Origin of the sequence: Bradyrhizobium sp. 956_D2_N1_4 (assembly GCF_052076025.1) — a bacterium.
Taxonomy (GTDB): domain Bacteria; phylum Pseudomonadota; class Alphaproteobacteria; order Rhizobiales; family Xanthobacteraceae; genus Bradyrhizobium; species Bradyrhizobium barranii.
Genome location: NZ_CP197237.1, coordinates 9,206,831 through 9,230,292, shown reverse-complemented (window position 1 = coordinate 9,230,292; position 23,462 = coordinate 9,206,831). Strand labels below are relative to the sequence as shown.

General features: G+C 64.8%; 22 protein-coding genes, 1 pseudogene and 1 riboswitch. Of the genes and pseudogenes, 9 read left to right on the top strand and 14 right to left on the bottom strand.

Annotation, left to right across the window (positions count from 1 at the left end):
- Position 1 precedes the first annotated feature (1 nt).
- From AB7535_RS43775 to AB7535_RS43760, 4 genes are all read left to right on the top strand, one after another.
- Positions 2-616 (top strand): hypothetical protein, encoded by a 615-nt coding sequence (locus tag AB7535_RS43775; protein WP_085398491.1) that lies wholly within the window; start codon positions 2-4, stop codon positions 614-616.
- Positions 617-809: 193 nt separating this feature from the next.
- Positions 810-1,763: a ribose-phosphate pyrophosphokinase gene (locus tag AB7535_RS43770; protein WP_028151562.1), complete on the top strand. Its 954-nt coding sequence runs from the start codon at positions 810-812 to the stop codon at positions 1,761-1,763.
- A gap of 254 nt (positions 1,764-2,017) precedes the next feature.
- Entirely contained in the window at positions 2,018-3,046 is a 1,029-nt protein-coding gene (locus AB7535_RS43765; protein ID WP_063985560.1) for a putative zinc-binding metallopeptidase, read from the top strand.
- Positions 3,043-4,077, top strand: a complete 1,035-nt coding sequence (locus AB7535_RS43760) for a D-alanine--D-alanine ligase family protein (RefSeq protein WP_063985561.1) — start codon at positions 3,043-3,045, stop codon at positions 4,075-4,077. Before AB7535_RS43765 ends, AB7535_RS43760 begins: the two co-directional genes overlap by 4 nt.
- Positions 4,078-4,222: 145 nt before the next feature.
- Here AB7535_RS43760 and AB7535_RS43755 read toward each other — a convergent pair whose 3' ends face one another.
- From AB7535_RS43755 to AB7535_RS43715, 9 genes and pseudogenes are all read right to left on the bottom strand, one after another.
- The gene (locus tag AB7535_RS43755; RefSeq protein WP_085398490.1) at positions 4,223-4,681 is read right to left on the bottom strand and encodes an SRPBCC family protein; all 459 of its coding nucleotides are present in this window, start codon (positions 4,679-4,681) and stop codon (positions 4,223-4,225) included.
- A gap of 10 nt (positions 4,682-4,691) precedes the next feature.
- The gene (locus AB7535_RS43750) at positions 4,692-5,531 is read right to left on the bottom strand and encodes an XdhC family protein (RefSeq protein ID WP_085398489.1); all 840 of its coding nucleotides are present in this window, start codon (positions 5,529-5,531) and stop codon (positions 4,692-4,694) included.
- A gap of 11 nt (positions 5,532-5,542) precedes the next feature.
- Positions 5,543-6,751: pseudogene (locus AB7535_RS43745) on the bottom strand (vWA domain-containing protein).
- Positions 6,748-7,614, bottom strand: a complete 867-nt coding sequence (locus AB7535_RS43740; protein WP_085398487.1) for an AAA family ATPase — start codon at positions 7,612-7,614, stop codon at positions 6,748-6,750. Before AB7535_RS43740 ends, AB7535_RS43745 begins: the two are co-directional and overlap by 4 nt.
- A 2-nt stretch (positions 7,615-7,616) precedes the next feature.
- Positions 7,617-10,037 (bottom strand): aerobic carbon-monoxide dehydrogenase large subunit, encoded by a 2,421-nt coding sequence (locus AB7535_RS43735; RefSeq protein ID WP_085398486.1) that lies wholly within the window; start codon positions 10,035-10,037, stop codon positions 7,617-7,619.
- Positions 10,034-10,534, bottom strand: a complete 501-nt coding sequence (locus AB7535_RS43730) for a (2Fe-2S)-binding protein (RefSeq protein WP_063985567.1) — start codon at positions 10,532-10,534, stop codon at positions 10,034-10,036. Before AB7535_RS43730 ends, AB7535_RS43735 begins: the two co-directional genes overlap by 4 nt.
- Before the next feature lie 13 nt (positions 10,535-10,547).
- Positions 10,548-11,411: an FAD binding domain-containing protein gene (locus tag AB7535_RS43725; RefSeq protein WP_085398496.1), complete on the bottom strand. Its 864-nt coding sequence runs from the start codon at positions 11,409-11,411 to the stop codon at positions 10,548-10,550.
- A 365-nt stretch (positions 11,412-11,776) separates the two neighbouring features.
- On the bottom strand, positions 11,777-12,979 hold the full coding sequence (locus AB7535_RS43720) for an MHYT domain-containing protein (protein WP_085403431.1): 1,203 nt from the start codon (positions 12,977-12,979) through the stop codon (positions 11,777-11,779).
- A gap of 100 nt (positions 12,980-13,079) precedes the next feature.
- Entirely contained in the window at positions 13,080-13,637 is a 558-nt protein-coding gene (locus AB7535_RS43715; protein WP_071909551.1) for a 6,7-dimethyl-8-ribityllumazine synthase, read from the bottom strand.
- A gap of 74 nt (positions 13,638-13,711) precedes the next feature.
- A riboswitch (FMN riboswitch) is annotated at positions 13,712-13,887 on the bottom strand.
- A gap of 387 nt (positions 13,888-14,274) precedes the next feature.
- Here AB7535_RS43715 and AB7535_RS43710 point away from each other — a divergent pair.
- Entirely contained in the window at positions 14,275-14,775 is a 501-nt protein-coding gene (locus AB7535_RS43710) for a YbjN domain-containing protein (protein WP_028169834.1), read from the top strand.
- A gap of 191 nt (positions 14,776-14,966) precedes the next feature.
- The gene (proC, locus tag AB7535_RS43705) at positions 14,967-15,803 is read left to right on the top strand and encodes a pyrroline-5-carboxylate reductase (protein WP_244623315.1); all 837 of its coding nucleotides are present in this window, start codon (positions 14,967-14,969) and stop codon (positions 15,801-15,803) included.
- Positions 15,804-15,953: 150 nt separating this feature from the next.
- Here the strand turns inward: proC and AB7535_RS43700 are convergent, their stop codons facing one another.
- From AB7535_RS43700 to AB7535_RS43680, 5 genes are all read right to left on the bottom strand, one after another.
- Positions 15,954-16,346 carry a thioesterase family protein gene (locus AB7535_RS43700; protein WP_063985570.1) on the bottom strand — a complete coding sequence of 131 codons (393 nt, stop codon included), beginning with the start codon at positions 16,344-16,346 and terminating at the stop codon, positions 15,954-15,956.
- A 206-nt stretch (positions 16,347-16,552) separates the two neighbouring features.
- Complete coding sequence (locus tag AB7535_RS43695; protein WP_071909549.1) at positions 16,553-16,801, bottom strand: tautomerase family protein; 249 nt, start codon at positions 16,799-16,801, stop codon at positions 16,553-16,555.
- A gap of 55 nt (positions 16,802-16,856) precedes the next feature.
- The gene (gene hisS, locus AB7535_RS43690) at positions 16,857-18,509 is read right to left on the bottom strand and encodes a histidine--tRNA ligase (RefSeq protein WP_085403339.1); all 1,653 of its coding nucleotides are present in this window, start codon (positions 18,507-18,509) and stop codon (positions 16,857-16,859) included.
- 84 nt (positions 18,510-18,593) lie between these two features.
- Positions 18,594-19,118: a YegJ family protein gene (locus AB7535_RS43685; protein WP_085403432.1), complete on the bottom strand. Its 525-nt coding sequence runs from the start codon at positions 19,116-19,118 to the stop codon at positions 18,594-18,596.
- 136 nt (positions 19,119-19,254) lie between these two features.
- Positions 19,255-20,337, bottom strand: coding sequence for a branched-chain amino acid aminotransferase (locus tag AB7535_RS43680; protein ID WP_085403340.1), 1,083 nt, complete (start codon positions 20,335-20,337; stop codon positions 19,255-19,257).
- A gap of 336 nt (positions 20,338-20,673) precedes the next feature.
- Between AB7535_RS43680 and AB7535_RS43675 the strand changes: the two genes are divergently transcribed.
- From AB7535_RS43675 to AB7535_RS43665, 3 genes are read left to right on the top strand one after another with little or no spacing between them, the layout of a single operon-like run.
- Positions 20,674-21,216, top strand: coding sequence for a MarR family winged helix-turn-helix transcriptional regulator (locus AB7535_RS43675; protein ID WP_063985573.1), 543 nt, complete (start codon positions 20,674-20,676; stop codon positions 21,214-21,216).
- Positions 21,213-21,944, top strand: a complete 732-nt coding sequence (locus AB7535_RS43670) for a response regulator (protein WP_028169830.1) — start codon at positions 21,213-21,215, stop codon at positions 21,942-21,944. The genes AB7535_RS43675 and AB7535_RS43670 overlap by 4 nt, the downstream gene beginning before the upstream one ends.
- An 18-nt stretch (positions 21,945-21,962) precedes the next feature.
- Positions 21,963-23,351 carry an ATP-binding protein gene (locus AB7535_RS43665; RefSeq protein WP_028151545.1) on the top strand — a complete coding sequence of 463 codons (1,389 nt, stop codon included), beginning with the start codon at positions 21,963-21,965 and terminating at the stop codon, positions 23,349-23,351.
- The last annotated feature ends 111 nt before the right edge of the window (positions 23,352-23,462 follow it).

Below are 23,462 nucleotides of genomic sequence, written 5' to 3'. Positions count from 1 at the left end.
AATGAGGGACGCGTCATTCATCCTGGGCCGCGCGGGTTCGCGTGTGCTGGCGGTCATGCTGCTGGCAGCGGCGGTCGCGCTTGGCGGCTGCGCCGGCGGCGGCGGTGCCGCCAACTCCTATGCGATGGCGCCGAGTACCGGCTCAGGGGCGACCGTGGCCTTCGAATCGATCGACGGGCCGCCCCCGCAGGTGTTCGACCGCATGGTCGGCGTGCTCGACAGCGAATCCAAGCTGCGCAGCCTGTCCGTCGTCTCCCGCGAGGGGACGGCTGCCTATCGCGTGCGCAGTTACCTCTCCGCCCAAATCGTGCGCGGCAAGACCGTGATCGCCTGGGTCTGGGACGTCTACGACGCCAACCAGCAGCGGGCATTGCGCCTCTCCGGCGAGGAATTGACCGCCGCCAAGGGCGGCCGCGATCCCTGGGGCGCCGCCGACGACCTCGTGCTGCGGAAGATCGCCCAGGCCGGATTCAGCGGACTTTCCAACATGATCAACGGAACGCCGGACGCGCCGAGCACTGTTCCCGGCTTGCGGGGACCGGCGGTGGCCAGCGTGATCCCGGAGGCTCCGGCGGCCGAGATGCCGGCCTCGGCGCTGGGCTATGCCGAGCGATAACCCCCGCGAAACCACGGCCCCAAGTTGCGGCCAAACCGTTGGCCCGACTCAGGATTTCGGAGGGAAAACGTAGCATGCCGGGTTGCCATTGCAGGCCCCGGCCTGATATTTCCTCGCCCGTCGTAACCGTGCTTCCAGTGGGTATTCTCTGATGTTGAACGTCGTATCCAGCAAAGCGCGGGAGGAAGCGTCCATGTCGGCCAAGAACGGCTCCATCAAGCTTGTCGCCGGCAACTCAAACCCGGCTCTCGCGCAGGCGATCGCGCAAGGCCTCGACCTGCCGCTAACCAAGGCCGTGGTACGGCGCTTCGCCGACATGGAGATCTTCGTCGAGATCCAGGAGAACGTCCGTGGCTCGGATGCTTTCGTCATCCAGTCGACCTCGTTCCCCGCCAACGACCATCTGATGGAACTGCTGATCATCACCGATGCGCTGCGCCGCTCCTCGGCACGCCGCATCACCGCGGTGCTGCCCTATTTCGGCTACGCCCGGCAGGACCGCAAATCGGGTTCGCGCACGCCGATCTCGGCCAAGCTCGTCGCCAACCTGATCACGCAGGCCGGCGTCGACCGCGTCATGACGCTCGACCTGCATGCCGGCCAGATCCAGGGCTTCTTCGACATCCCGACCGACAATCTCTACGCGGCACCGCTGATGGTGCGCGACATCAAGGACAAGTTCGATCTCTCCAAGACGATGGTGATCTCGCCTGACGTCGGCGGCGTGGCGCGCGCACGTGGCCTTGCCAAGCGCATCAACACCCCGCTCGCGATCGTCGACAAGCGCCGCGAGAGGGCGGGCGAATCCGAGGTCATGAACGTGATCGGCGACGTCGCCGGCTACACCTGCATCCTGATCGACGACATCGTGGACTCCGGCGGCACGCTGGTGAACGCGGCCGACGCGCTGATCGCCAAGGGCGCCAAGGACGTCTACGCCTATATCACCCACGGCGTGCTCTCCGGCGGCGCGGCCGCCCGCATCGCGGGCTCGAAGCTGAAGGAGCTCGTGATCACCGACTCGATCCTGCCGACGGAGGCGGTGACCAAGGCTCCGAACATCCGCACGCTTCCGATCGCCAGCCTGATCTCGGACGCCATCGCGCGCACCGCGGCGGAAGAGTCGGTGTCGAGCCTGTTCGACTAGTTTTTCCGATCCCGGAAGGTCTCGTAGGGTGGGCAAAGGCGCAAAGCGCCGTGCCCACCTTTTCTTTTTATATTGAAGGTGGTGGGCACGCTTCCGCCTTCACTCTCCGAGCTACGTCGGACAAGTCGCTTTGCCCACCCTACGGCGTTGAGCGCTGACGCGCCGCAGCCCGCTTCGCAGCCCCACGGGTTGTTGCCCGCCGCCGCCCATGACATCATCCGGATACCGAGTCATCCCTGCCCCCTGGATTCCTGATGCCGCGCCGGAAATTTGCCTGGGAGAAGCTGTCGGATGACGAGTTGCTCAAGCAGCGCCTCTCCAGCCTGAGGGTTACGGTCAAAGGCACCTGGCTCGAGGACTGCGTCAGCACGCTCCATGAGGAGCTCGAAGAGCGGGGCATCCGGCTGCGACCGCACACATGGATCTCGAGCGAATGGTTCAGTCCGGGCGATGTGCCGGGCATCGCCATCCCCTTCTATCTCGCCCATCCCCGTCTGATGAAGCTCGAGAAGAAGATGATGTTCGACGTCGAGGGCGGAACCTGGCGCGAGTGCATGGGTATCCTCCGTCACGAGGCCGGCCATGCCGTGCAGCACGGCTATCAGCTGCAGCGCCGCCGGCGCTGGCAGCAGCTGTTCGGCCCGTCGTCGAAACACTACCCGCGCTACTACCGGCCCAATCCTGCCAGCAGGCGCTACGTCCAGCACCTCCGGCTGTGGTACGCGCAAAGCCATCCGGATGAAGACTTCGCCGAGACCTTCGCGGTGTGGCTGCGCCCACGCTCGAACTGGCGGACGCGATATGCCGGATGGCCGGCGCTGAAGAAGCTCGAATATGTCGACGAGCTGATGCACGAGATTGCGGGAAAGCGGCCGCTGATCACGACGCGGGAGCGTGTCGATACGCTGGGCCGGCTCAGCCAGACGCTCGAAGACCACTACAAGAAGAAGCAGGCGTTCTACGCCTTCACAGCGCCGAAGACCTACGACCGCGACCTCTCCCGGCTGTTTTCAGCCGATCCACGGCATCACCGCTCAAAGCCGGCTTCGGCCCTGATCAGACGGCACCGCGCGCAGATCAGGCAGCTGGTCGCGCGGTGGACGGGCGAGAACCAGCTCACGCTCGATGCCGTGCTCGATGATATGATCTCCCGCTGCCGTGAGCTCGATCTGCGCGCCGTCGGCCCCGAACAGAAGCTCGTTCTCGATTTCACCGTCCTCGTGACCGCCAAGACGATGCACGCGCTGTTTGGCCCGTCTCGGCGCAAATGGATCGCGCTATGAGACGCTCACGCATTCTGGTGCTGATGCATCCGGACTTCATGCCTCCGGACTCCTCCGACGGATACACGCCGCAGGAAATCAACAACTGGAAGACGGAATACGACGTGGTGAGCACCTTGCGTGCGGCCGGCCACGAGGTTCGCGCCCTCGGTGCGCAGGACGAGATCAAGCCGATCCGCGAGGCGATCGAAGAATTCAAGCCCCACGTGGTCTTCACGCTGCTCGAGGAATTCCACAACAACGTCGCCTACGACCAGCACATCGCCAGCTATCTCGAGCTGATGAAGGTCCCTTATACCGGGTGCAATCCGCGCGGCCTGATCCTGGCGCGCGGCAAGGATTTGTCCAAGACGCTGGTGCATCACCGCCGGATCGCAGCGCCGGCCTTCGCCGTCTTCCCGATGCGCCGCAAGGTGAAGCGCCCGACGCGCCTTGCGCTGCCGCTGATCGTCAAGAGCCTGAACATGGACGGGTCCTTCGGCATCTCGCAGGCCTCGATCGTCGATACCGACGAGAAGCTCGTGGAGCGCGTCGCCTTCATCCACGAGCGGGTCGAATCCGCCGCCATCGCCGAGCAGTTCATCGAGGGGCGCGAGCTTTATGTCGGCGTGCTCGGCAACAACCGGCTGCGCGTCCTGCCGGTTTGGGAACTGAAATTCGGCAGCATGGGCGGGCGCAGATCACGGCACATCGCCACGGAGAAAGCCAAGCACGACACCGACTATCAGGAGAAGCTCGGCATCGTCGACGGGCCGGCCAAGGACCTCGCGCCCGAAGTCACCGCGCGCATCCAGCGCGCCGCGAAGCGCATCTACCGGGCGCTTGGCCTCGACGGCTACGCACGCATCGATTTTCGTCTCGCCGCCGACGGCACGCCGTATTTCATCGAAGCCAATCCCAACCCCGAGATCGCCAAGAGCCAGGAGTTCGCCACGGCGGCTCAACATGCCGGGCTCAAATATCCGGATCTCCTGCAGCGCATCCTGACGCTGGGGATCAGCCGGGCCAAGGCGGGGGTGTCGTTGGGGTGATGGCGGCTTGCGCGACTATCGTAGGGTGGGCAAAGGCGCAAAGCGCCGTGCCCACCTTCTTTTGTAGCGATGAAGACGGTAGGCTCGCTTCCGCCTTCGCTCTTCGAGCTACGGCGGACAAGTCGATTTGCCCACCCTACGGCAGCTAGCCTGCCTCGGCCTTCGCGCTCACCACGTCGGCAAATGACTTGAAGAACTCCCCCGCCAGCTTCGTCGCGGTCGAATTGATCAGCCGTGCTCCCAACTGCGCGAGCTTGCCACCGATCTGCGCATCGACTTCGTAATGCAACACCGTCACGTCGGCGCTCTCGGATTCCAACCGCACCACCGCGCCACCCTTGGCGAAGCCGGCGACGCCGCCGGAGCCCTCTCCTGAGATACGGTAACTGTTGGGCGGATCGAAATCGGACAGCGTCACCTTACCGCTGAACGTCGCCTTCACCGGGCCGACCTTGAAGACCACCGTCGCGGTCATCTCGTTCGGCGCGGTCACCTCGAGCGACTGGCAGCCCGGGATGCACTGCTTCAGCACAGCGGGATCGTTCAGCGCCGCCCACACCTGCTCGCGTGAGGCGGGAATTCGCTGGCTGTCGTTCATCTGCATGATCGGTGTCTCACTCTCTGCTTGCTGTTTGATTGGCCGCGCGCTGGCCACGCCGGCGTTCTCTGGTGATCTCGGCGAGGATCGACATTGCGATCTCCTCCGGCGTGATCGCGCCGAGATCGAGGCCGGCCGGCGCCTTGAAATCGTCGATCGCAGCCGCGCTGGCGCTCTCTGCAAGGAGTTTTGCGCGCAGCGAAGCCATCTTGCGGCGGCTGCCGACGAAGGCGTGATAACAGGCTTTGGTCGCGACCGCCGCGCGCAAGGCGGCCTCGTCGCCCTTGCCCTGCGTCGAGACGACGACGAAGCGCTTGGAGTCGTTGAGCTCGCCGAGCTGATAACCATCGATGACCGCGTCGGCGTCCGGCTGCGCCGTGAGATCGGCGGACGGCGCAGCAAACGTGACGTGATAGCCGAGCACGCGCGCCTGCGCCGCAAGCGACAGCGCCACCGGGCTCGCACCGAGAATGACGAGCGAGGGATGCGGCAGCACCGGCTCGACGAAGATGTCCATCGTGCCCTTGCTCGGGCACATGTTGCTGGCAAAGCGGATGCCGTCGCGGCTCTCCCCCGCGCTGACGCCGAGCTCGGCCAGCAGGTTCTCCGGCTGCACCGAGACCATGCGCGGCTCGCCATCGGCGAGCGCCTCGCGCGCCGCCTTCAGCACCGCGCCCTTGGCGCAGCCCCCGCCGATCCAACCCGCGACGATGGTGCCGTCGGCGGCGATGATCGCCTTGGCGCCAGCCTTCGCCGCGGTCACCGACACCGTGCGCACCACCGTCGCGAGCACGAAGGCACGCTCGGCGGCCTTCATCTGAGCGACTACATCAAGCACTTCGACATGAGCGGTCATCGGAAGCCTCCTCAAAGCTTCGCTAAATAGGGTTCGAGCGCTCGCAGGCTGCTCAGCGAATTCGCGGGCGCATAGAGATCGACATGCGGCAACGCAGCTCTTATGCCCCGCGCTTCGGGCGTGTAGCCCTCCCACGCCATCATCGGGTTGAGCCAGACAATGCGGCGACAGCGCCGGTGCAGCGCCGCCATCTCGCGGCCAAGCAATGCGGCATCGCCGGTCTCGTAGCCGTCGGACACGATCATCACGCAGCTGCGGGAATGGATCACGCGCGCGGCGTGCCAGCGATTGAAGGTTTGCAAGCACTCGCCGATCCTGGTGCCGCCGCCCGCGCCTTGCGCCATGATCGAGAGCCGGTCGAGCGCGCGGCCGGCGTCCTTCTCCTTCATCGCGTCGGAGACGTAGGCGAGGCGCGTGTGGAACAGGAACGCCTCGGCCTCACGGAACTGGTCGAGCACACCGTGGATGAAGCGCAAGAAGACTGCCGTTTACATGCTCATCGAGCCCGAGGCATCGAGCAGCACGACCAGCCGCAACGGCTTGTCCTTGCGCTGGCGTTTCACCAGGCTGATGGGAACGCCGCCATGGCTGATGTTGCGGTGAATCGTGCGGCGGAGATCAAGCCGGTAGCCACGCCGGCGCGCCAGATCGCGCCGGGTCAGCCGCGTCCGCATTGCCTTGGCGAGCGCTGCTGCGGCCTCATGGGCCTGCGCGACCTGGTCTGGATCGCTCAGCTTTCGGAAATCGACCTCGGCAAAATTGTCGGCGCGTGAAGCACCTTCCATGCGGCCCTCGCCGGAACGGCCTTCCGGCGCGTCGTCGGAGGACGGAAGCTGGTCTACGGCGGACTGGTTACTGCCCTGCTCCGCCGCGGCATCCTGCAAGCTCTTCAGCGAGGGATTGCTGGCGCCCGGTGTTGATCCAATCGTGCGGGAGCGCGAGCGCACGCGCTTGCCCAACCAGAACGCGTCGAACAGACCGTCGAACTTGTCCCAGTCGGATTTGCGTGCCGAGAACAGGTGCTTGAACGCCGTGCGCAGCAGACCCGGCCGCGCCGCATAGCCCGATGATATCAGCGTCGCCGCATCCTGCCCTTCGGCGAGCCCGACGCGAAAGCCGGCCTCGCGTAGCGTGCGCAGGAACGCCGCAAGCTTCGCGGAGACGAGGCGCGAGACCTCGTTGAGGTCATCATATCCGGGGCTGGAGCCACAGCAGCTCATGCGACCTTTCCCAGCAGGCGCTGTGTCACCTCTGGCGTGACACGGGCGCGGTCTTCGTGAGTCTTCAACAGGCAGACGAGCGTCTCATGCACAATCTCGGGTGCGTCGTGAAGATTGGTTACGTCGAGGCCGACGAGAGCTGCCGCCCAATCCAGCGTCTCCGCCACGCCCGGGACTTTTCGCAGCTCCTCCTTGCGCACACCCTCGACCATGCGCGCGATCTGGAGCGACAGCGACGGGCTCGCGCCCATGACGCGCGCCAGGATGATGCGGGTCTCGCGGTCGACGTCGGGATAGTCGACATAGTGATAGAGGCAGCGCCGGCGCAACGCGTCGGAGAGCTCGCGCGTGCCGTTCGAGGTCAGCACGACATGCGGGATGGTGATTGCGGGAATGGTGCCGAGCTCGGGGATCGAGACCTGGAAGTCCGAAAGCAGCTCCAGCAGGAACGCCTCGAACTCGTCGTCGGCGCGGTCGATCTCGTCGATCAGCAGCACCGGCGCCTTCGGCCGACGGATCGCGGCGAGCAAGGGGCGCTCGAGCAGGTATTTTTCCGAGAACACCTGGTCCTCGATGCTATCGCTGCCGCGATGGGCCTGGATCGCCAGCAATTGCCGCTGGTAATTCCACTCGTAGAGCGCGGAGGACTGATCTAGGCCCTCGTAGCATTGCAGCCGGATCAGCTCGGTCGCATGCACTTTTGCAAGTGCTTTCGCCACTTCCGTCTTGCCGACGCCCGCCTCGCCCTCGAGCAGCAGCGGACGCCGCAACAATTGCATCAGCGAGATCGCAGTCGCGAGGTCCGCATCGGCGATATAGCCCGATGCGGCCAGCGCTTGCGCGATCTCATCACGGCCCTTCATCGCTACGCCACCGCGCCCAGATCCTTCGCCGCCTTCCAGTTGCGCCAGAAATCATGCGGCATCTGGATGTGCGTGCTGCCCAGGAACGAGAACGCGTCGTTGACGGCATTGGAGAAGGCCGGCACACCGCCGACATTCGGGCTTTCGCCGACGCCCTTGGCGCCGATCGGGTGATGCGGCGACGGGGTGACGGTGAAGTCGGTTTCCCAATGCGGCGTCTCCACCGCAGTCGGCATGAAGAAATCCATAAACGAGCCGGTGACGACGTTACCTACCTCGTCGTAGCGGATCTCCTGGCCCATCGCGATGGCGAAGGCTTCGGTCAGGCCGCCATGCACCTGCCCCTCGATGATCATCGGGTTGATCCGGGTGCCGCAATCGTCGAGCGCATAGAAGCGCCGGACCTTGTACACGCCGGTATCGACGTCGATGTCCATCACGCAGAGATAAGCGCCGAACGGATAGGTCATGTTGGGCGGATCGTAATAGCTCACCGCTTCCAGTCCCGGCTCCATGCCCGGCGGCACCGAGTTGTACGCCGCCCAGCAGATGTCCTTCATCGACATGAACTTCTCCGGCAGGCCCTTCACCCGGAAGCCGTCGATGTCGAATTCGAGATCGTCCTCGTGGACCTCGAGCTTGTAGGCCGCGATCATCTGCGCCTTGGCCTTGATCTTTCGCGCGGCCATGGCGATTGCGGCACCCGCGACCGGCGTCGAGCGTGAGCCGTAAGTGCCGAGCCCATAGGGCGCGGTGTCGGTGTTGCCCTCCTCCACCATGATGTTATCGGCGGGAATGCCGATCTCGGTGGCGATGATCTGGGCCCAGGTGGTCTCGTGGCCCTGGCCCTGGCTTTTTGAACCGACCCGCGCGATGCCGGCCCCGGTCGGATGCATCCGGATCTCGCAGGAGTCGAACATCGCAATGCCGAGGATGTCGCAGTTCTTCGACGGGCCAGCACCGACGATCTCGGTGAAGAAGGAGATGCCGAGCCCCATGATCTCGCGGGTCTCCCCCCGCGCGAACGCGGCACGCTTCTCCGCCTGCTCCTTCCGGAGCGCGGCGTAGCCGGTCGTCTCCATCATCTTGCGCATGGCGGTGTGGTAGTCGCCGGAATCGTATTCCCAGCCGAGCGCCGAGTGATAGGGGAACTGCTCCGGCTTGATGAAGTTCTTCAGCCGGAGTTCAGCGGGGTCCATGTTGAGCTTCTGCGCCAGAATATCCATGGCGCGCTCGATGCAGTAGGCCGCCTCCGTGACGCGGAACGAGCAACGGTAGGCGACGCCGCCCGGCGCCTTGTTGGTGTAGACGCCATCGACAGCCAGATGTGCGGTCGGGAAGTCATAGGAGCCAGTGACGATGTTGAAGAAGCCGGCCGGCCATTTCGACGGGTCGGCGCAGGCGTCGAACGCACCGTGATCGGCGAGCACGTGGACGCGAAGGCCGGTGACCTTGCCGTCCTTGGTCGCGGCGATCTCGGTGGTCATGTGATAGTCGCGCGCGAACGAGGTCGCGGTGAGGTTCTCGATGCGGTCCTCGACCCATTTCACCGGCTTGCCGGTGACGATGGAGGCCACCGCCGCACAGATATAACCGGGATAGGCGCCGACCTTGTTGCCGAAGCCACCGCCGATGTCGGGCGCGATCACGTGGATCTTATGCTCCGGAATTTTTGCGATCAGCGCCACCACGGTGCGGATCACGTGCGGGGCCTGGAAGGTGCCGTAGATCGTCAGCTCGCCCTTGATCTTGTCAAAAGAGCAGACGCACTGGCAGGTTTCGAGCGGCGACGGATGGGTGCGGTGATAAGAGATCATCTCCTTGATCGTGACCTCCGCCTTCCTAAAGGCGGCGTCTGTGAGGTCCTTGTCGCCGACGGTCCACTCGAAGATGTGGTTGTCGTGCTTGCGCGGACCATGCGCGCCGGACATCTTGCCGACGAGATCCTCGCGCAGCACCGGCGCGTTCGCGTCCATCGCCTTGAAGGGATCGACCAGCGGCGGCAGCGGCTCGTATTCGACGATGACCGCGTTGATGCCGTCATCGGCCGCATAGCGGTCGGTGGCGACGACGAAGGCGACCTCCTGATTCTGAAACAGCACCTTGCCGTCGGCCAGAACCATCTGCACGTCGCCGGCCAAGGTCGGCATCCAGGCGAGGTTCACGGTCTTCAGCGTCTCGGCGGTGATCACCGCGAGCACGCCGGGCACCTTCAGCGCCGCGCTGTCGTCGATCTTCTTGACGCGCGCATGCGGGTGCGGCGAGCGGACGAAGTCGCCGTGCAGCATGCCGGGCAGCTTGACGTCGTCGACGTAATTGCCCTTGCCTTGGGTGAAGCGGATGTCCTCGACGCGCTTGCGCTTGCAGCCCATGCCTTCGAGTGCGGCGGTGCGTTGTTCCCGCGTGGGAGTGAGGTCGTTCATTCTGCGGCCTCCTGGAATTCCACGCCGTTGATCTTTGCGGCGGCGTATTGAATGGCTTTGACGATGTTCTGGTAGCCGGTGCAGCGGCAGATGTTGCCGGAGATGCCCATCCGGATTTCCGGCTCGCTCGGCGAGGGATTTTCCTTCAGCAGCCGATGCGCGCGGACGATCATGCCGGGCGTGCAGAAGCCGCATTGCAGGCCGTGCATCATGCGGAAACCTTCCTGCAAGGCCGACAGCGTGCCGTCGGCGTTGGCCATGCCTTCGATCGTGGTGATGTCGGAGCCATCGGCCTGCACCGCGAACATGGTGCAGGACTTCACCGACATGCCGTCGATGTCGACGGTGCAGGCGCCGCAATGCGTGGTCTCGCAGCCGATATGGGTGCCGGTCATCTGCAGATTCTCGCGGATGAAATGCACCAGCAGCGTGCGCGGCTCGACGAGGCCTTCGACCTCGGCGCCGTTCACCTTCATGGTGACGTGTGTTTTAGCCATCGATCCCCCTCCCTTACTTCGCGACAGCGGCGGCGCGCTGAAGCGCGCGCGTCACCATGATGCCGCCGACATGTTTTCGGTATTCGACCGGGCCGCGGGCATCCGCAGCTGGTGCCATGATCGCTGCGGCCGCAGCGGCGGCCTTCTTCAACGTCGCCGCATCGAGGCTGGTGCCAATCACGGCCTTGGCGGCATCGGCAGCCAGCAGCGGCGTCTCGTGGACGTTGGTGAGCCCGATCGCGCAGGTCGCGACCTTGCCGCCGGACATGGTGAGAACCACGGCGGCGGCGGCGGTGGCGTAGTCACCGACCTTGCGCTTGAGTTTTTCGTAGGCGTAGCCGTGGCCGGCCGCGGGCACGGGAACCGAGACGGAGGTCAGGATCTCGCCGGGCTCGAGCGCGGTGAAATAGGCGCCCTGATAGAAGTCGGCCGCCGCGACGTCGCGGGAGCCACCCGGGCCTTCGAGGCGATAGGTTGCCCCCAAGGTCATCATCAGCGCCGGCATGTCATTGCCGGGATCCCCATTGGCGACATTGCCGCCGATCGTGCCGCGGTAGCGCACCTGCGGGTCGGCGATCAGCAGTGCCGCTTCATGCAGGATCGGCATCGACTGGGCGATTTCGTCGGAGGCCAGCAGCTCGTGCTGGGTGGTCATCGCGCCGATGACAAGATTGTTGCCGTCGCGGCTGATGCCCTTGAGGGCGGCGATGCCGTGCAGGTCGATCAGATGGGCGGGGGTGGCGAGCCGAAGCTTCATCATCGGCACCAGACTGTGCCCGCCGGCCAGCGGCCGGGCATCCTCGCCGAGGTCTGCCAAGAGCTTGACGGCATCGGCGACACTCGCCGGCCGGTGATAGCTGAATGAGCCTGGGATCATCATCTCCTCCTCGTCGTCCTCTTGCGCGTGACGGCGCGGACGTTGGAGGGGACGGTCACTCCGAGAGGGGCAACCCGCAATCATTCGGGCACGGAACAGCGGATTTCGCACGAGTTGCGGCGGGGAACGCACGAATTGCGTCAGGTGAGGCGACGTATGGCGCGGCGGCCACCTACCCTCCCCTGGAGGGGGAGGGTCGACCGCGCGAAGCGCGGGCGGGGTGGGGTGATCTCTCCACTCGGGGGGTATTCATCGCGGAGGGACCGTCACCCCACCCCGCTCCGCACTACGCTCCGCTCCATGCGAAGCGACCCTCCCCCTCCAGGGGAGGGTAAGAAAGAACGCGCCTCCCGTGCGGCCCGACTCTACGCGTGCCGCCGGTTCGCTAGGCCCAACCTTGCCTTCACCTCAGCTATCTTGGCACGGCTGACCGGGACCCGATGCGGCGACGGACCGTCGAGCTCGAGCACGGCGCCATCCCCCTCTTTGCGGACCAATGCGACATGGGGGATGGCAACGATATGGCTGCGGTGCACCCGGAGGAACAACGAGGGATCGAGCTGGGCCTCGGCCTCCGAGATCGACCAGGGGCACATTCGCTCGCGGGTGCCGTCGTGAACACGGGTGTAATGCGCATCGGCCCGGACGCTGCGGACATTGGCTGTCTCGATGAAGTGCGTGCCGTCGGCGCTCTCGACCGGCAACCGGGGAACCGGCGTGCGGGGCGGCTGGCCGAGACCGCCGAGCGGGGCCACCGGGCGCGGAGCTGCAGCCGGCGCAGCGATCAGTTCGATGGCGGCCGCCGCGACCGGCGAAGCAGCCGGTTCGGCAGCAACAGAGGTCGACGTCTGACGCCGCTGGTCGGGAACCAGCGACAGCAGGAAGCCGGCTGCGATGACGAAGCACAGCACCGCAACGATGATCGACAGGATTTGCTGCGACGCGGCAAGACCGCCGCCGGCATGGTGATGCGCCGCGCCGGTCAGCGGCTCGAAATGCATGCCGAGCATCGCCGTGTAATGCATGCCGGAGACGGCGATGCCGAACGCAACCGAACTGACGATCAGCCGGACGCCCTCCTGCTGCGCCAGGAAGGCGCGCAAACCACCATAGGCGGTGACGATCGCGACCACGACCGAGAGCAGCACCATGGTCCGGTCGTGGACGATGCCGAAGTGACCGGCGAGACCATGAATGCCGACATAATGCATGCTGGCGATGCCGACGCCGAGCAGGACCGCCGACGAGGCCACTCGCTTCAGGGATGGCTCGCCGATCGAGACAAAGAAAAGAGAAATGCCGACCACCAGCGCGCAGATCAGGAACGAGATGATGGTGGGAAGAACGAGATAGACCGTGTCCGGCGGCAGCGGCGCGGCCAGCATGCCGACGAAATGCATGGTCCAGATGCCGACGGCCAGAAATGCCGCCGCACCCGCGAGCAGAACGCGGTTGCTGACGCCGGGCGTGTTGCGGATGCGAGCAGCAAGCGCAAAGCCGGTATAGCCACCCAGACTCGCGATCGCCACAGAGAGCGCGACGAGATAGGGATCGTGTCCTTCGAACATGATCTTGTCGGCCGCCCGTCTCCACGGCACGGCCTCCTCCCGCCGCCGACTTTATAGGGACGGCGACGGGATTGACAATCAGCGGCGTGTGAGCGGACGGCTACACAATGCCCGCCGCGACCTGACCGCGCAGGCGCTCCAGGCCGAGCAATGTCTCGGCACAGGCTGCGGCGACCTCGACGCCCTTGATCGCAAAATGCCTGCGGAAGAAATCGTAGTGCACCTCGGTCTCGTGGAATTGCTGCGGCGTCAGCACCGCCGAGAACACCGGCACCTCGGTGCGCAGCTGCACGTCCATCAGCGCCTTGATCACGGTGTCGGCGACGAACTCGTGTCGGTAGATGCCGCCGTCGACGACGAGGCCCGCCGCGACGATCGCGGTGTAGCGCCGCGTCTTGGCGAGGATCTGCGCATGCAGCGGGATCTCGAACGAGCCCGGCACCTCGAACACGTCGACATGATTGAGGTGACGTGCGGCCGCCTCCTTCACGAAGGCGATGCGGGCCTCCTCGACCACGTCGCGGTGCCAGCAGGCCTGCACGAAGGCCACCCGCTGCGGTTTCGCGAAGCGCGGATGCTCGGGTGCCGGATCCTGCGGAACCGGCGGTTGGGTGACTTCGGAAGTTTCGGTTTGGGGGTCTTGCAACATCTGATTCATGGCTTTCCTTCAAAGGACCAGAATCAGGGCACACGGAACGACAAGCAGCCGCACCTTGCGATGCGTCTGCCACCGACCGTTCTCTTTCATCCGGACTTTAACCGTCGGCTTCGGAGTTGCACCGAATCTGCTGACCCTTCCCTTCGGCAAAATTCCTTTTCAGGAAGATCCTTGGGGGAAGGCGCTCGCGGGCTTGGGCCTTGCGACCCTTACCGCCGGTGGGGACTTTCACCCCGCCCTGAGAACATCGGCCGCCCGGGATGAACGGCCTGACCGGAAATATGACGCCACCCGGCGGCCGCAGCAAGCGCGTTCCGCATGAAAAACCGCATGGTCCCATGCCGCCATGACGGGTGTGGCCTCGCCCGGCGGAATTAACGATTGGCGCGCCATCGGCGAATCCGATTCCGATTTGTTCTCATTCGTTAAGAATTGTGGCGGAGATGAGCTGTGGACGAACGAGTCCTGGCTTGTGGACGGACTCGGCAGCCAGTTGCGCAGATTCCGCAAATCACATCACTTGATCCGCGATAGGCTCGCGCTGATCCGAGGGGATCGCGACAGCGACGTTGAGGGAGCGCGCCGGGCCGACCGAGTGCGTATCAAAGACAACAAAAAGGCAAGAGGTCGAGACGGAATGTCCCTGCTCGAAGGCACTATCGATTCCAGAAATCACCCGCTCGCGGTGGTCGAGGACATCGCTGCCAGCAACAACTGGCCGTTCGAACGCTCCGGCGAAGACGAGCTCACGATTGTCTCCAAGGGACAATGGACCGACTATCAGATCTCCTTCACCTGGATGGGTGAGATCGAGGCGCTGCATCTGGCTTGCGCCTTCGACATGAAGATTCCGGTTGCACGGCGGAGCGAAGTGCAACGGCTGGTCGCTGCGGTCAACGAGCAATTGTGGGTCGGCCATTTCGACCTGTGGACCAACACCGGCATGATCATGCACCGCCAGGCCCTGGTGCTGCCGGGCGGGCTCACCGCCTCGACCGCGCAATGCGAAGCCATGCTCGCCGGCGCCATCCACGCTTGCGAGCGCTACTTTCCGGCGTTCCAGTTCGTGGTGTGGGCCGGCAAGACCACCGCGCAGGCGATGGACGCGGCGATGTTCGACACGGTGGGAGAGGCGTAAGGCCTCTCTCCAAGATGGTGAGGGGCGCGCGCGCCCTCCTCAGCATCGTGCCGGACAGGCGGAGCGCAGATCCGGACCCATACCGCGTGATTTCTCCGTATCGCGCGATGCTTGTTGCTCCGCCCTCCATCCACTAGAACCGCCTGTGGTTATGGGTCCCGGCCTTCGCCGGGACGACACCTTTGTTTGTGGTGACCACAGTGGCAGACAGCAGCACTCTCAAGAACATCACCGGCACCATCCTCCTCGCCGGCGCCGGCAAGATGGGCGGCGCGATGCTGACCGGATGGCTTTCGGGCGGGCTCGATCCGCGCCGCGTCGCGGTGATCGATCCGCACATCTCACCTGAGATCACCGCGCTTGCCGCCAACGGCGTTGCGCTCAATCCCGATGTCAGCGCCGTCGGCACGGTCGAGACTCTGGTCGTCGCGGTGAAGCCGCAGATGTTCCGCGAGGCCGGCGCCAAACTGAAGCAATTCGTCTCGGACAAGACCTCGGTGGTCTCGATCATGGCGGGAACCACGATCGCATCGCTCGAAGAGGTCTGCGGTGGCGCCGTGGTGCGCGCGATGCCGAACACGCCGGCCGCGATCGGTCGCGGCATCACGGTCGCCGTCGCGGCGAAGAACGTCAGCACCACGCAGCGCGCGGTAGCCGATGCGCTGCTGCGTGCCACCGGCTCGGTCGAATGGGTCGAGGATGAAGGCCTGATGGATGCGGTCACCGCGGTGTCCGGCTCAGGCCCGGCCTATGTGTTCCTGCTCGCCGAAGAGCTCGCGCGCGCCGGCGTCGAGGCCGGACTGCCCGAGGCGCTGGCGACGAAGCTTGCACGCGAAACCGTCGCCGGCTCTGGTGAACTTCTGCACCAGTCGGAGCTTCCCTCCAGCACGCTACGCCAGAACGTCACCTCGCCCGGCGGCACCACCGCCGCGGCACTCGGCGTGCTGATGGGCGAGCCGGGCCTGCGCGATCTGATGATCCGCGCAATCGCGGCCGCGACGAAGCGGTCGAAGGAGCTGGCGAAGTAAGCAGGTGTCGTAGGGTGGGCAAAGCGGCTTGTCCGCCGAAGCTCGACGAGCGAAGGCGGAAGCGTGCCCACCAACTTCGTTCGCGATCCCGAAAAGATGGTGGGCACGGCGCTTCGCGCCTTTGCCCACCCTACGGCATCGCGCTCGCCGCTACGCCCCGAGCCGCTTGTTGAACATCTCGACATTCACGAGCCCGCGCGCATGGCGGCCCTCGCCGAGCCTGCGCGTGCCCTCGAACGCCTCGACCTCGAAACGGATGACGCGGCGCTCGACCGCGACCACCTTCGCGGTGGTCCGCACCGTCGCACCGACGAGAGCGGCTGCGAGGTGGCGGATGTCGACTTCGGTGCCGACGGTGACCCAGCCCGGCTGAAGCGCGGCGCGGATCGCATCGCCCGACGTCATCTCCATCTCCAGGATCATCATCGGCGTCGCATAGACCATGGGCATGCCGGGCACGAAATGCCCGACCGTCCGCTCGGCCGGCACCACCAGCGTGCGCTCGGCGCTCATGCCGACCTTGATGAAGTCGCGTGCGTCCATGGGGGCCTCAAACTCCGCCGTCGTCCCGGACAAGCGCAGCGAAGCGGAGCGCCGATCCGGGACCCATAACCACAGGGAGTAGTTTGGCGAAGACTCGGAGTTACCAGCTCGCCAAATAACCACTGCCTGTGGTTATGGGTCCCCGCTCCCGTGCGCAATTGCGCACTCGGCGGGGACGACAGTGGAGACTGCCGATATAGCGCTGGCTACTTCTTCGCAGCCGCCGCGCGCTCCACAAACGTCTTGCCGCCCTTCATCTTGTGACGGAGCGGGGCTTCGTTGATCTGGATGACGACGGCATCGGCATCGACGCCGAGATTCTTCACCAGGGCCTGGGTGATGTCGCGCATCATGCCGGCCTTCTGCTCGTCGGTGCGGCCTTCGGCCATGCTGACGGTAATCTCAGGCATCGTTCTCTCCCTTGCGGCCGAACACCGGCCATTGACGGTCGCCATCAAACAAGACGTGGATGCCGGGGACAAGCCCGGGCGTGACGGCCTTCCGGAATGGCTATCCCCACTTTACGTCATGGCGGCCCAGGACTTCGCGCACCTTGGCGACGAGGTCGGCTTCGCTGCACGAGAACTGCGCCGGGCGGCTCTCGCGCCACTCCTGGTTGGAGGCGATCGCGGCGGCGGCCTTGGCGCCTTCGATCAGATCCTTGATCTGCAGCTCGCCGCGCGCCTTTTCATCCGAGCCCTGGATGATCACGCAAGGGCTGTTGCGGCGGTCGGCATATTTGAGCTGGTTGCCCATGTTCTTGGGATTGCCGAGATAGAGCTCGGCTCGGATGCCGGCAGCGCGCAAGGACGCCACCATTTTCTGATAGTCGGCGACGCGGTCGCGATCGAACACGGTGACGACGACGGGGCCGAATTCGGGCCGCGTGTCGAGCTTGCCGAGGAGCGTCAGCGCGGCCTGAAGCCGTGATACGCCGATCGAGAAACCGGTCGCCGGCACCGGCTCGCCGCGGAAGCGCGAGACGAGGCCGTCGTAGCGGCCGCCACCACCGACGGAGCCGAACCGCACGGGCCGGCCCTTTTCATCCTTGGTCTCGAGCAGCAGCTCGACCTCAAGTACGGAACCCGTGTAATATTCGAGACCGCGGACGACTTCGGAAGCAATACGTATCCGCTGAGAGCCATAACCAGCCGACGTCAAGATAGAACAAATCTGCTCAAGCTCCTCTAGCCCCTGTAATCCGGTTGGAGAATTCAGAAGTGGTCGCCAATTTGTGAGCAAAGTGTCGTTAGAAAAGAAGTAGCCGGGGGCACCATCATCTGCGGCCCAAGCTTGATTGTCGGACAAATGCTGTTTGAACTGCGCGGGACTTAAGCACCAGTCGTCTTCGTAGGGCTGGTTGTCGCTATCAACTCTTACCCAAGACTCATTGTGTCCGCCTGCAACACGAAAGACTATCTCCATTTGATCTGGAGTAAGGCCCGCGCCCTTAGTAAAATCCCCTTTGCCTTCCTCACCGCCATCCCAACGACCAGGTCCGAGCAGTTTCCTGATGTCGTCGGTTGAAAACTTATCAAGTTTATCGATTGTCCTCAGAACGGTGAGCCTACGTACCGCATTTTCTTCGCCGCCCAGTCCAATGGATTCCAATACCCCATCAAATATCTTGCGACTATTGATCTTCACTACGTAGGAGCCGCGAGGAACTCCCAATGCCTCCATCGTGTCCGCGGCCATCATGCACATCTCTGCATCCGCCGCCGGCGTCGCCGAGCCGACCGTGTCGGCATCGAACTGCATGAACTGGCGGAAACGGCCGGGGCCGGGCTTCTCGTTGCGGAACACGTAGCCGACGCGGTAGCTGCGGTAGGGCAGGACCAGACCGTCGGTGCCGTATCGCTCGCCGACATAGCGGGCGAGCGGCGCGGTCAAATCGTAGCGCAAGCTGATCCACTGCTCGTCGTCGTCCTGGAACGAGAACACGCCCTCGTTCGGACGGTCCTGATCGGGCAGGAACTTGCCGAGCGCGTCGGTGTATTCCATCGCCGGCGTTTCCACGGGCTCGAACCCGTAGAGCTCGTAGACGGTGCGGATCTTCTCGACCATCTCGCGCGTCGCCCGGATCGCGGCGGGGTCGCGATCCTCGAGCCCGCGCGGCAGGCGCGCCTTCAGTTTCTGGGGTTTTTTGGGTTTCTCGGCCATGCGCGGCGTTTACCAGCCGACGCGCGGTGCGGCAACCGAAGTTCGCTTTACTTCGCCCCGCTTGCGGGGAGAGGGGAAGAGAATCTACGGCTGCTCCATCCGGGCCCTCAGGGCATCCGCGTCGGCCTTTGGCAGCGACTTCAGCGTCGGCTTGATGGTTTCGCCTCCGACGATCTTGCCGTTGCGCATGAACATCCAGTCTGAAATGTCCGCTTCGCTGAACTTGACCGCGTCGCCGGCCCGTTTGCCCGGCAGATCGCGCGGCTCGTTGGCGAAGAGGCCCGAATAGGTACCGTTCGGCAGCTTCTTCACGTCACCGATCCAGATATGCTCTCCGCCCCTGCGGGTCGAAAAGCGCACCTTCAAGGCGTGCCCGCTCTCCGACGGCTTTGGCGCGTCATAGGACGCCCAGAAGGTGGGAAGCGTACCGCGGGCGCGCGCGATCGCGGTGTTCATCTCGGGATCGGTGGTGCGCACGTCGACGATCGGCGAGCGGTCTTGCGCTACGACCTCCGGCATGGGCCCGATGGTCAGGATGCCGAAAACGCTGACGCCGGTGATTGCGGCGAGAACGACCCATTTCATGGGCTGGGAGAGTTTTGTTGCCATGTTCGCGATGTCCAGGATGCTTCGATGTCTCCTGGCTTTGTCGCGTGTCGGCAGCAGCACGTTCATAGCGCAATAAGCCACAAACGTTGCGCGTTTCCCCTCTCCCTTGTGCGAGAGGGGAAACGTAATCGCCGTCTCAAAACACCTTGCGGATCCAGTTGTGCGGATCGTTGGTGCGGCCGTACTGGATGTCGATGAGCTGCTTGCGCAGGCCCGTGGCGACGGGGCCGGCGGCGCCGCCGCTGATCTCGAAATCGCCGCTCACCGAACGCACCTTGCCGATCGGCGAGATCACGGCAGCGGTGCCGCAGGCGAACGCTTCCTTCAGCTTGCCGCTCGCCGCATCCTTGCGCCACTGGTCGAGCGAGTACGGCTTCTCGCGCACCGTCTTGCCGGCATCCTTCGCGAGCGCGATGATGGAGTCGCGGGTGATGCCGGGCAGGATCGTGCCGAGCGGCGGCGTCGAGAGCGAGCCGTCCTCGAACACGAAGAAGACGTTCATGCCGCCGAGCTCCTCGATGTAGCGGCGCTCGACCGCGTCGAGGAAGACGACCTGATCGCAACCGTGCTGGATCGCTTCGGCCTGCGCACGCAGGCTCGCGGCATAATTGCCGCCGCACTTGACGGCGCCGGTGCCGCCGATCGCGGCGCGGGTGTAGTTCTCCGAGACCCAGATCGAGACCGGCGCAGGTCCGCCCTTGAAATAGGAGCCAACCGGCGAAGCGATCACCGCGAAGATGTATTCGGACGACGGCTTGACGCCGAGGAAGGTCTCGCTCGCGATCATGAAGGGGCGCAGATAAAGGCTGCCCTCGCCACCCGGCATCCAGGCGCGGTCGATGCGCACGACCTGCTCCACCGCCTCGATGAAGACGTCCTCGGGCAGCTGCGCCATCGCCATGCGGTCGGCGGAATCCTTGAAGCGGCGCGCATTGGCGTCGGGGCGGAACAGGTTCACACCGCCGTCGTCACGCTTGTAGGCCTTGAGGCCTTCGAAGATTTCCTGCGCGTAGTGCAGGACCGCGCCGGCCGGATCGAGCTGGAAGTTGGCGCGCGCCTCGATGCGTGCTTCGTACCAGCCGCCCTTGGCCTGGTTGTAGCGGACGATCGCCATGTGATCGGTGAAAACCCGACCGAAGCCGGGGTCCACCAGCTTGGCGACGCGGTCCTTCTCGGATGTCGGATTGGATGCGGGCTGGATGTCGAATTTCATACTCATGTCCTTGCCTCCCGCTGCCGGTAGCGGCGCTGTTCTGGCGCCCGCCTGCCCTGTTTGGGCCCGGCTGGCTTGATTAGGTTGTGGCTGGACCGCCGCCAGCCTTGTTACGGCCGGTTTCCGTGGCCAGCATGTCGCCGAGGACATGCTTTTGCGGAACGCGGAAGTCCAGTATGTTTTGCCGAAATGCCGCTCGACAATCGCACGGTAGATCTGCTTCGGCCGTCGTCGCCTGTCCGGCTCTCTCCGGCCGCTCCTAGAACTGCCACCCGACGCGAAGCGATCTAAAATTTCGTGCGGGCTGATCGTTTTGTAACATTGAACCCAAGATACGTCAATATGCCTGACATAAATTTCGCAACTCCCTCTCAAGACGCAGCCGAGCCGCGGCCGGCCGCAGGCGATGGAGGCAATTTGCGCTGGGATATCATCGAACTGCTGTTCTTCGCCTATCGTGATTTCGTCGGCGATCCCGACCAGGAGCTGGAGGCTTTCGGCTTCGGCCGGGCCCACCACCGGGTCATGCATTTCGTCTATCGCTATCCCGGCCTCAAGGTCGCCGACCTGCTCGATGTCCTGCGCATCACAAAACAGTCGCTCGGCCGCGTGCTCAAGCAGCTCCTGGACGAGGGCTATATCGTGCAGAAGACCGGCGACAATGACCGCCGCCAGCGCCTGCTCTACGCGACGCCGAAGGGCGAGGCGCTGGTGCAGAAGCTCGCCGGGCTCCAGACCACGCGGATCACCAAGGCGCTCGCCGAGTTGGCGCCGCAGGATGCCGATACCGTCAAGCGTTTCCTGCGCGCGATGATCGACCGCGACGATCCGGACAAGGTGCTGGAGACGATCTTCGCCAACGTCAATCAGGACGGAAAGGAGTGAACGTGCCGTTCGCTGCCACGCTCGCCCGCCCGCCGGTAGAACCGGCCGACGATGCGCCGCATCTGCTGCTGGTCGACGACGACCGCCGCATCCGCGATCTGTTGTCGCGCTTCCTCGCCAGCGAAGGTTATCGCGTCACTACCGCCGCAAGCGCCGGCGATGCACGCTCGAAGCTCATGGGGCTGCATTTCGATCTCCTGATCCTCGACGTCATGATGCCCGGCGAGACCGGCTTCGATCTCGCCCGCTTCATCCGGACCTCCTCCTCGGTGCCGATCGTGATGCTGACGGCGCGGCACGAGGCCGAAGCCCGCATCGAGGGCCTGCAGATCGGGGCCGACGATTACGTGGCAAAACCGTTCGAGCCGCGCGAGCTTGCGCTGCGCATCAACAACATCCTCAAGCGCGCCGCACCGCCGCCGCAAACCGCCGCGGTGGAGAAGATCGCGTTCGGCCCTTACGTCTACCATCTCGATCGCGGCGAGCTGCGCCAGGGCGAGGAGGTCATTCACCTCACCGACCGCGAACGCGAGATGCTGCGGATTCTCTCGGAGACCCCGGGCGAGACCGTGCCGCGCAGCGCGCTCACCGGCAATGGCAGCGTCAACGAGCGCGCCGTCGACGTGCAGATCAACCGCCTCAGGCGCAAGATCGAGACCGACCCCGCCAATCCGCTGTTCCTCCAGGCGGTACGCGGGATCGGCTACCGCCTGGTGGCCTCGCCATAAAGCAGTGAAGCGCGACCGATGAGCACGATCGATACCGGCCTGACGCTGTTGAAGAGCGCCGCCGGCCGCGTCTCCGCCGCCAATGGCTGGATGGGCAACGCATTCAAAGGCTGGATGCCGACCGGCCTCTATGCCCGCGCGCTGCTCATCATGATCGTGCCGATGGTGATCCTGCAATCGGTCGTCGCCTTCGTGTTCATGGAGCGGCACTGGAACACGGTGACGCGCCGCCTGTCGGCTGCCGTCGTGCAGGACATCGCCGCGCTGATCGACGTCTACAAGGGCTATCCGCAGGACAAGGACCGCAACGAGATCCGCCGCATCGCCCAGCAGCGCCTCGGCCTCGTCGTCGACTTCCTCCCCGCCGGCGACATGCCGCCGCCGGGCCCAAAACCGTTCTTCTCGCTGCTCGACCAGACGCTGTCGGTGCAGCTCGGCCGCCAGATCGGACGCTCGTTCTGGATCGACACCGTCGGCCGCTCCAACCTCGTCGAGATCCGCATCCAGCTCGACGATGCCGTAATGCGCGTGTTCGCGCAGCGTAGCGCCGCCTATGCCTCGAACTCGGAGATCTTCCTGTTCTGGATGGTCGGCACGTCCTCGATCCTCCTGATCGTAGCCGTGCTGTTCCTGCGCAACCAGATCAAGCCGATCCTGCGGCTGGCAGACGCCGCCGAGAGTTTCGGCAAGGGCCGCGAGGCGCCGAACTTCAGGCCGCGCGGCGCGCGCGAGGTACGGCGCGCGGCGGTCGCCTTCCTCGAGATGAAGTCACGCATCGAGCGCACGATGGAGCAGCGCACCGCGATGCTAGCCGGCGTCAGCCACGATCTGCGCACCATCCTGACCCGGTTCAAGCTCGAGCTGGCGCTGATTGGCGACAACCCAGAGCTTGAGGGCATGCGCAAGGACGTCGACGAGATGTCGATGATGCTGGAGGACTACCTTGCGTTTGCCCGCGGCGATTCCGGCGAGCAGTCGCAGCCGACCGACATGGCGCAGGCGCTCGAGGAGCTGCGCAGCGACGCCGAGCGCCACGGCCACACCGCGACCGTCGCGTTCCACGGTCTGCCCGTGGTGACCGTGAAGCCGGCCTCGTTCAAGCGCTGCCTCGCCAACCTCGTCACCAACGCGGCGCGCTACGGCAAGAGCATCGCCATCAACGGCCAGCGCGATCACCGTTATTTGACCGTCACGGTCGAGGACGACGGCCCCGGCATTCCCGCGCACTTGCGCGAAGAGGTGTTCAAGCCGTTCCTGCGGCTCGACAACGCCCGCAACCAGGACGAAGGCGGCACCGGCTTGGGGCTAGCCATCGCCCGCGACATCGCGCGCTCGCATGGCGGCGACATCACCCTCGGCGACAGCCCGATGGGGGGATTAAGGGCGAGTGTCCGGATTCCGGTGTAGGCGGCTCTTCCTTCTCCCCTTGTGGGAGAAGGTGGCGCGAAGCGCCGGATGAGGGGTTGTTTCCGCGAATTCAGAAGTAAGAGAGTCACGCGCGGAGAGATACCCCTCACC

Excerpts from the sequence above, each read along its gene's own strand:
- AB7535_RS43725 (WP_085398496.1), bottom strand. The coding sequence starts at position 11,411 with ATGATCCCAGGCTCATTCAGCTATCACCGGCCGGCGAGTGTCGCCGAT.
- AB7535_RS43675 (WP_063985573.1), top strand. The coding sequence starts at position 20,674 with ATGCCTGACATAAATTTCGCAACTCCCTCTCAAGACGCAGCCGAGCCG.
- AB7535_RS43755 (WP_085398490.1), bottom strand. The coding sequence starts at position 4,681 with ATGCAGATGAACGACAGCCAGCGAATTCCCGCCTCACGCGAGCAGGTG.
- hisS (WP_085403339.1), bottom strand. The coding sequence starts at position 18,509 with ATGGCCGAGAAACCCAAAAAACCCCAGAAACTGAAGGCGCGCCTGCCG.
- AB7535_RS43700 (WP_063985570.1), bottom strand. The coding sequence starts at position 16,346 with ATGGACGCACGCGACTTCATCAAGGTCGGCATGAGCGCCGAGCGCACG.
- AB7535_RS43770 (WP_028151562.1), top strand. The coding sequence starts at position 810 with ATGTCGGCCAAGAACGGCTCCATCAAGCTTGTCGCCGGCAACTCAAAC.
- AB7535_RS43685 (WP_085403432.1), bottom strand. The coding sequence starts at position 19,118 with ATGGCAACAAAACTCTCCCAGCCCATGAAATGGGTCGTTCTCGCCGCA.
- AB7535_RS43735 (WP_085398486.1), bottom strand. The coding sequence starts at position 10,037 with ATGAACGACCTCACTCCCACGCGGGAACAACGCACCGCCGCACTCGAA.
- AB7535_RS43720 (WP_085403431.1), bottom strand. The coding sequence starts at position 12,979 with ATGTTCGAAGGACACGATCCCTATCTCGTCGCGCTCTCTGTGGCGATC.
- AB7535_RS43740 (WP_085398487.1), bottom strand. The coding sequence starts at position 7,614 with ATGAAGGGCCGTGATGAGATCGCGCAAGCGCTGGCCGCATCGGGCTAT.
- AB7535_RS43680 (WP_085403340.1), bottom strand. The coding sequence starts at position 20,337 with ATGAGTATGAAATTCGACATCCAGCCCGCATCCAATCCGACATCCGAG.
- AB7535_RS43750 (WP_085398489.1), bottom strand. The coding sequence starts at position 5,531 with ATGACCGCTCATGTCGAAGTGCTTGATGTAGTCGCTCAGATGAAGGCC.
- AB7535_RS43765 (WP_063985560.1), top strand. The coding sequence starts at position 2,018 with ATGCCGCGCCGGAAATTTGCCTGGGAGAAGCTGTCGGATGACGAGTTG.
- AB7535_RS43715 (WP_071909551.1), bottom strand. The coding sequence starts at position 13,637 with ATGAATCAGATGTTGCAAGACCCCCAAACCGAAACTTCCGAAGTCACC.
- AB7535_RS43760 (WP_063985561.1), top strand. The coding sequence starts at position 3,043 with ATGAGACGCTCACGCATTCTGGTGCTGATGCATCCGGACTTCATGCCT.
- AB7535_RS43665 (WP_028151545.1), top strand. The coding sequence starts at position 21,963 with ATGAGCACGATCGATACCGGCCTGACGCTGTTGAAGAGCGCCGCCGGC.
- AB7535_RS43710 (WP_028169834.1), top strand. The coding sequence starts at position 14,275 with ATGTCCCTGCTCGAAGGCACTATCGATTCCAGAAATCACCCGCTCGCG.
- AB7535_RS43730 (WP_063985567.1), bottom strand. The coding sequence starts at position 10,534 with ATGGCTAAAACACACGTCACCATGAAGGTGAACGGCGCCGAGGTCGAA.
- AB7535_RS43775 (WP_085398491.1), top strand. The coding sequence starts at position 2 with ATGAGGGACGCGTCATTCATCCTGGGCCGCGCGGGTTCGCGTGTGCTG.
- AB7535_RS43695 (WP_071909549.1), bottom strand. The coding sequence starts at position 16,801 with ATGGCGACCGTCAATGGCCGGTGTTCGGCCGCAAGGGAGAGAACGATG.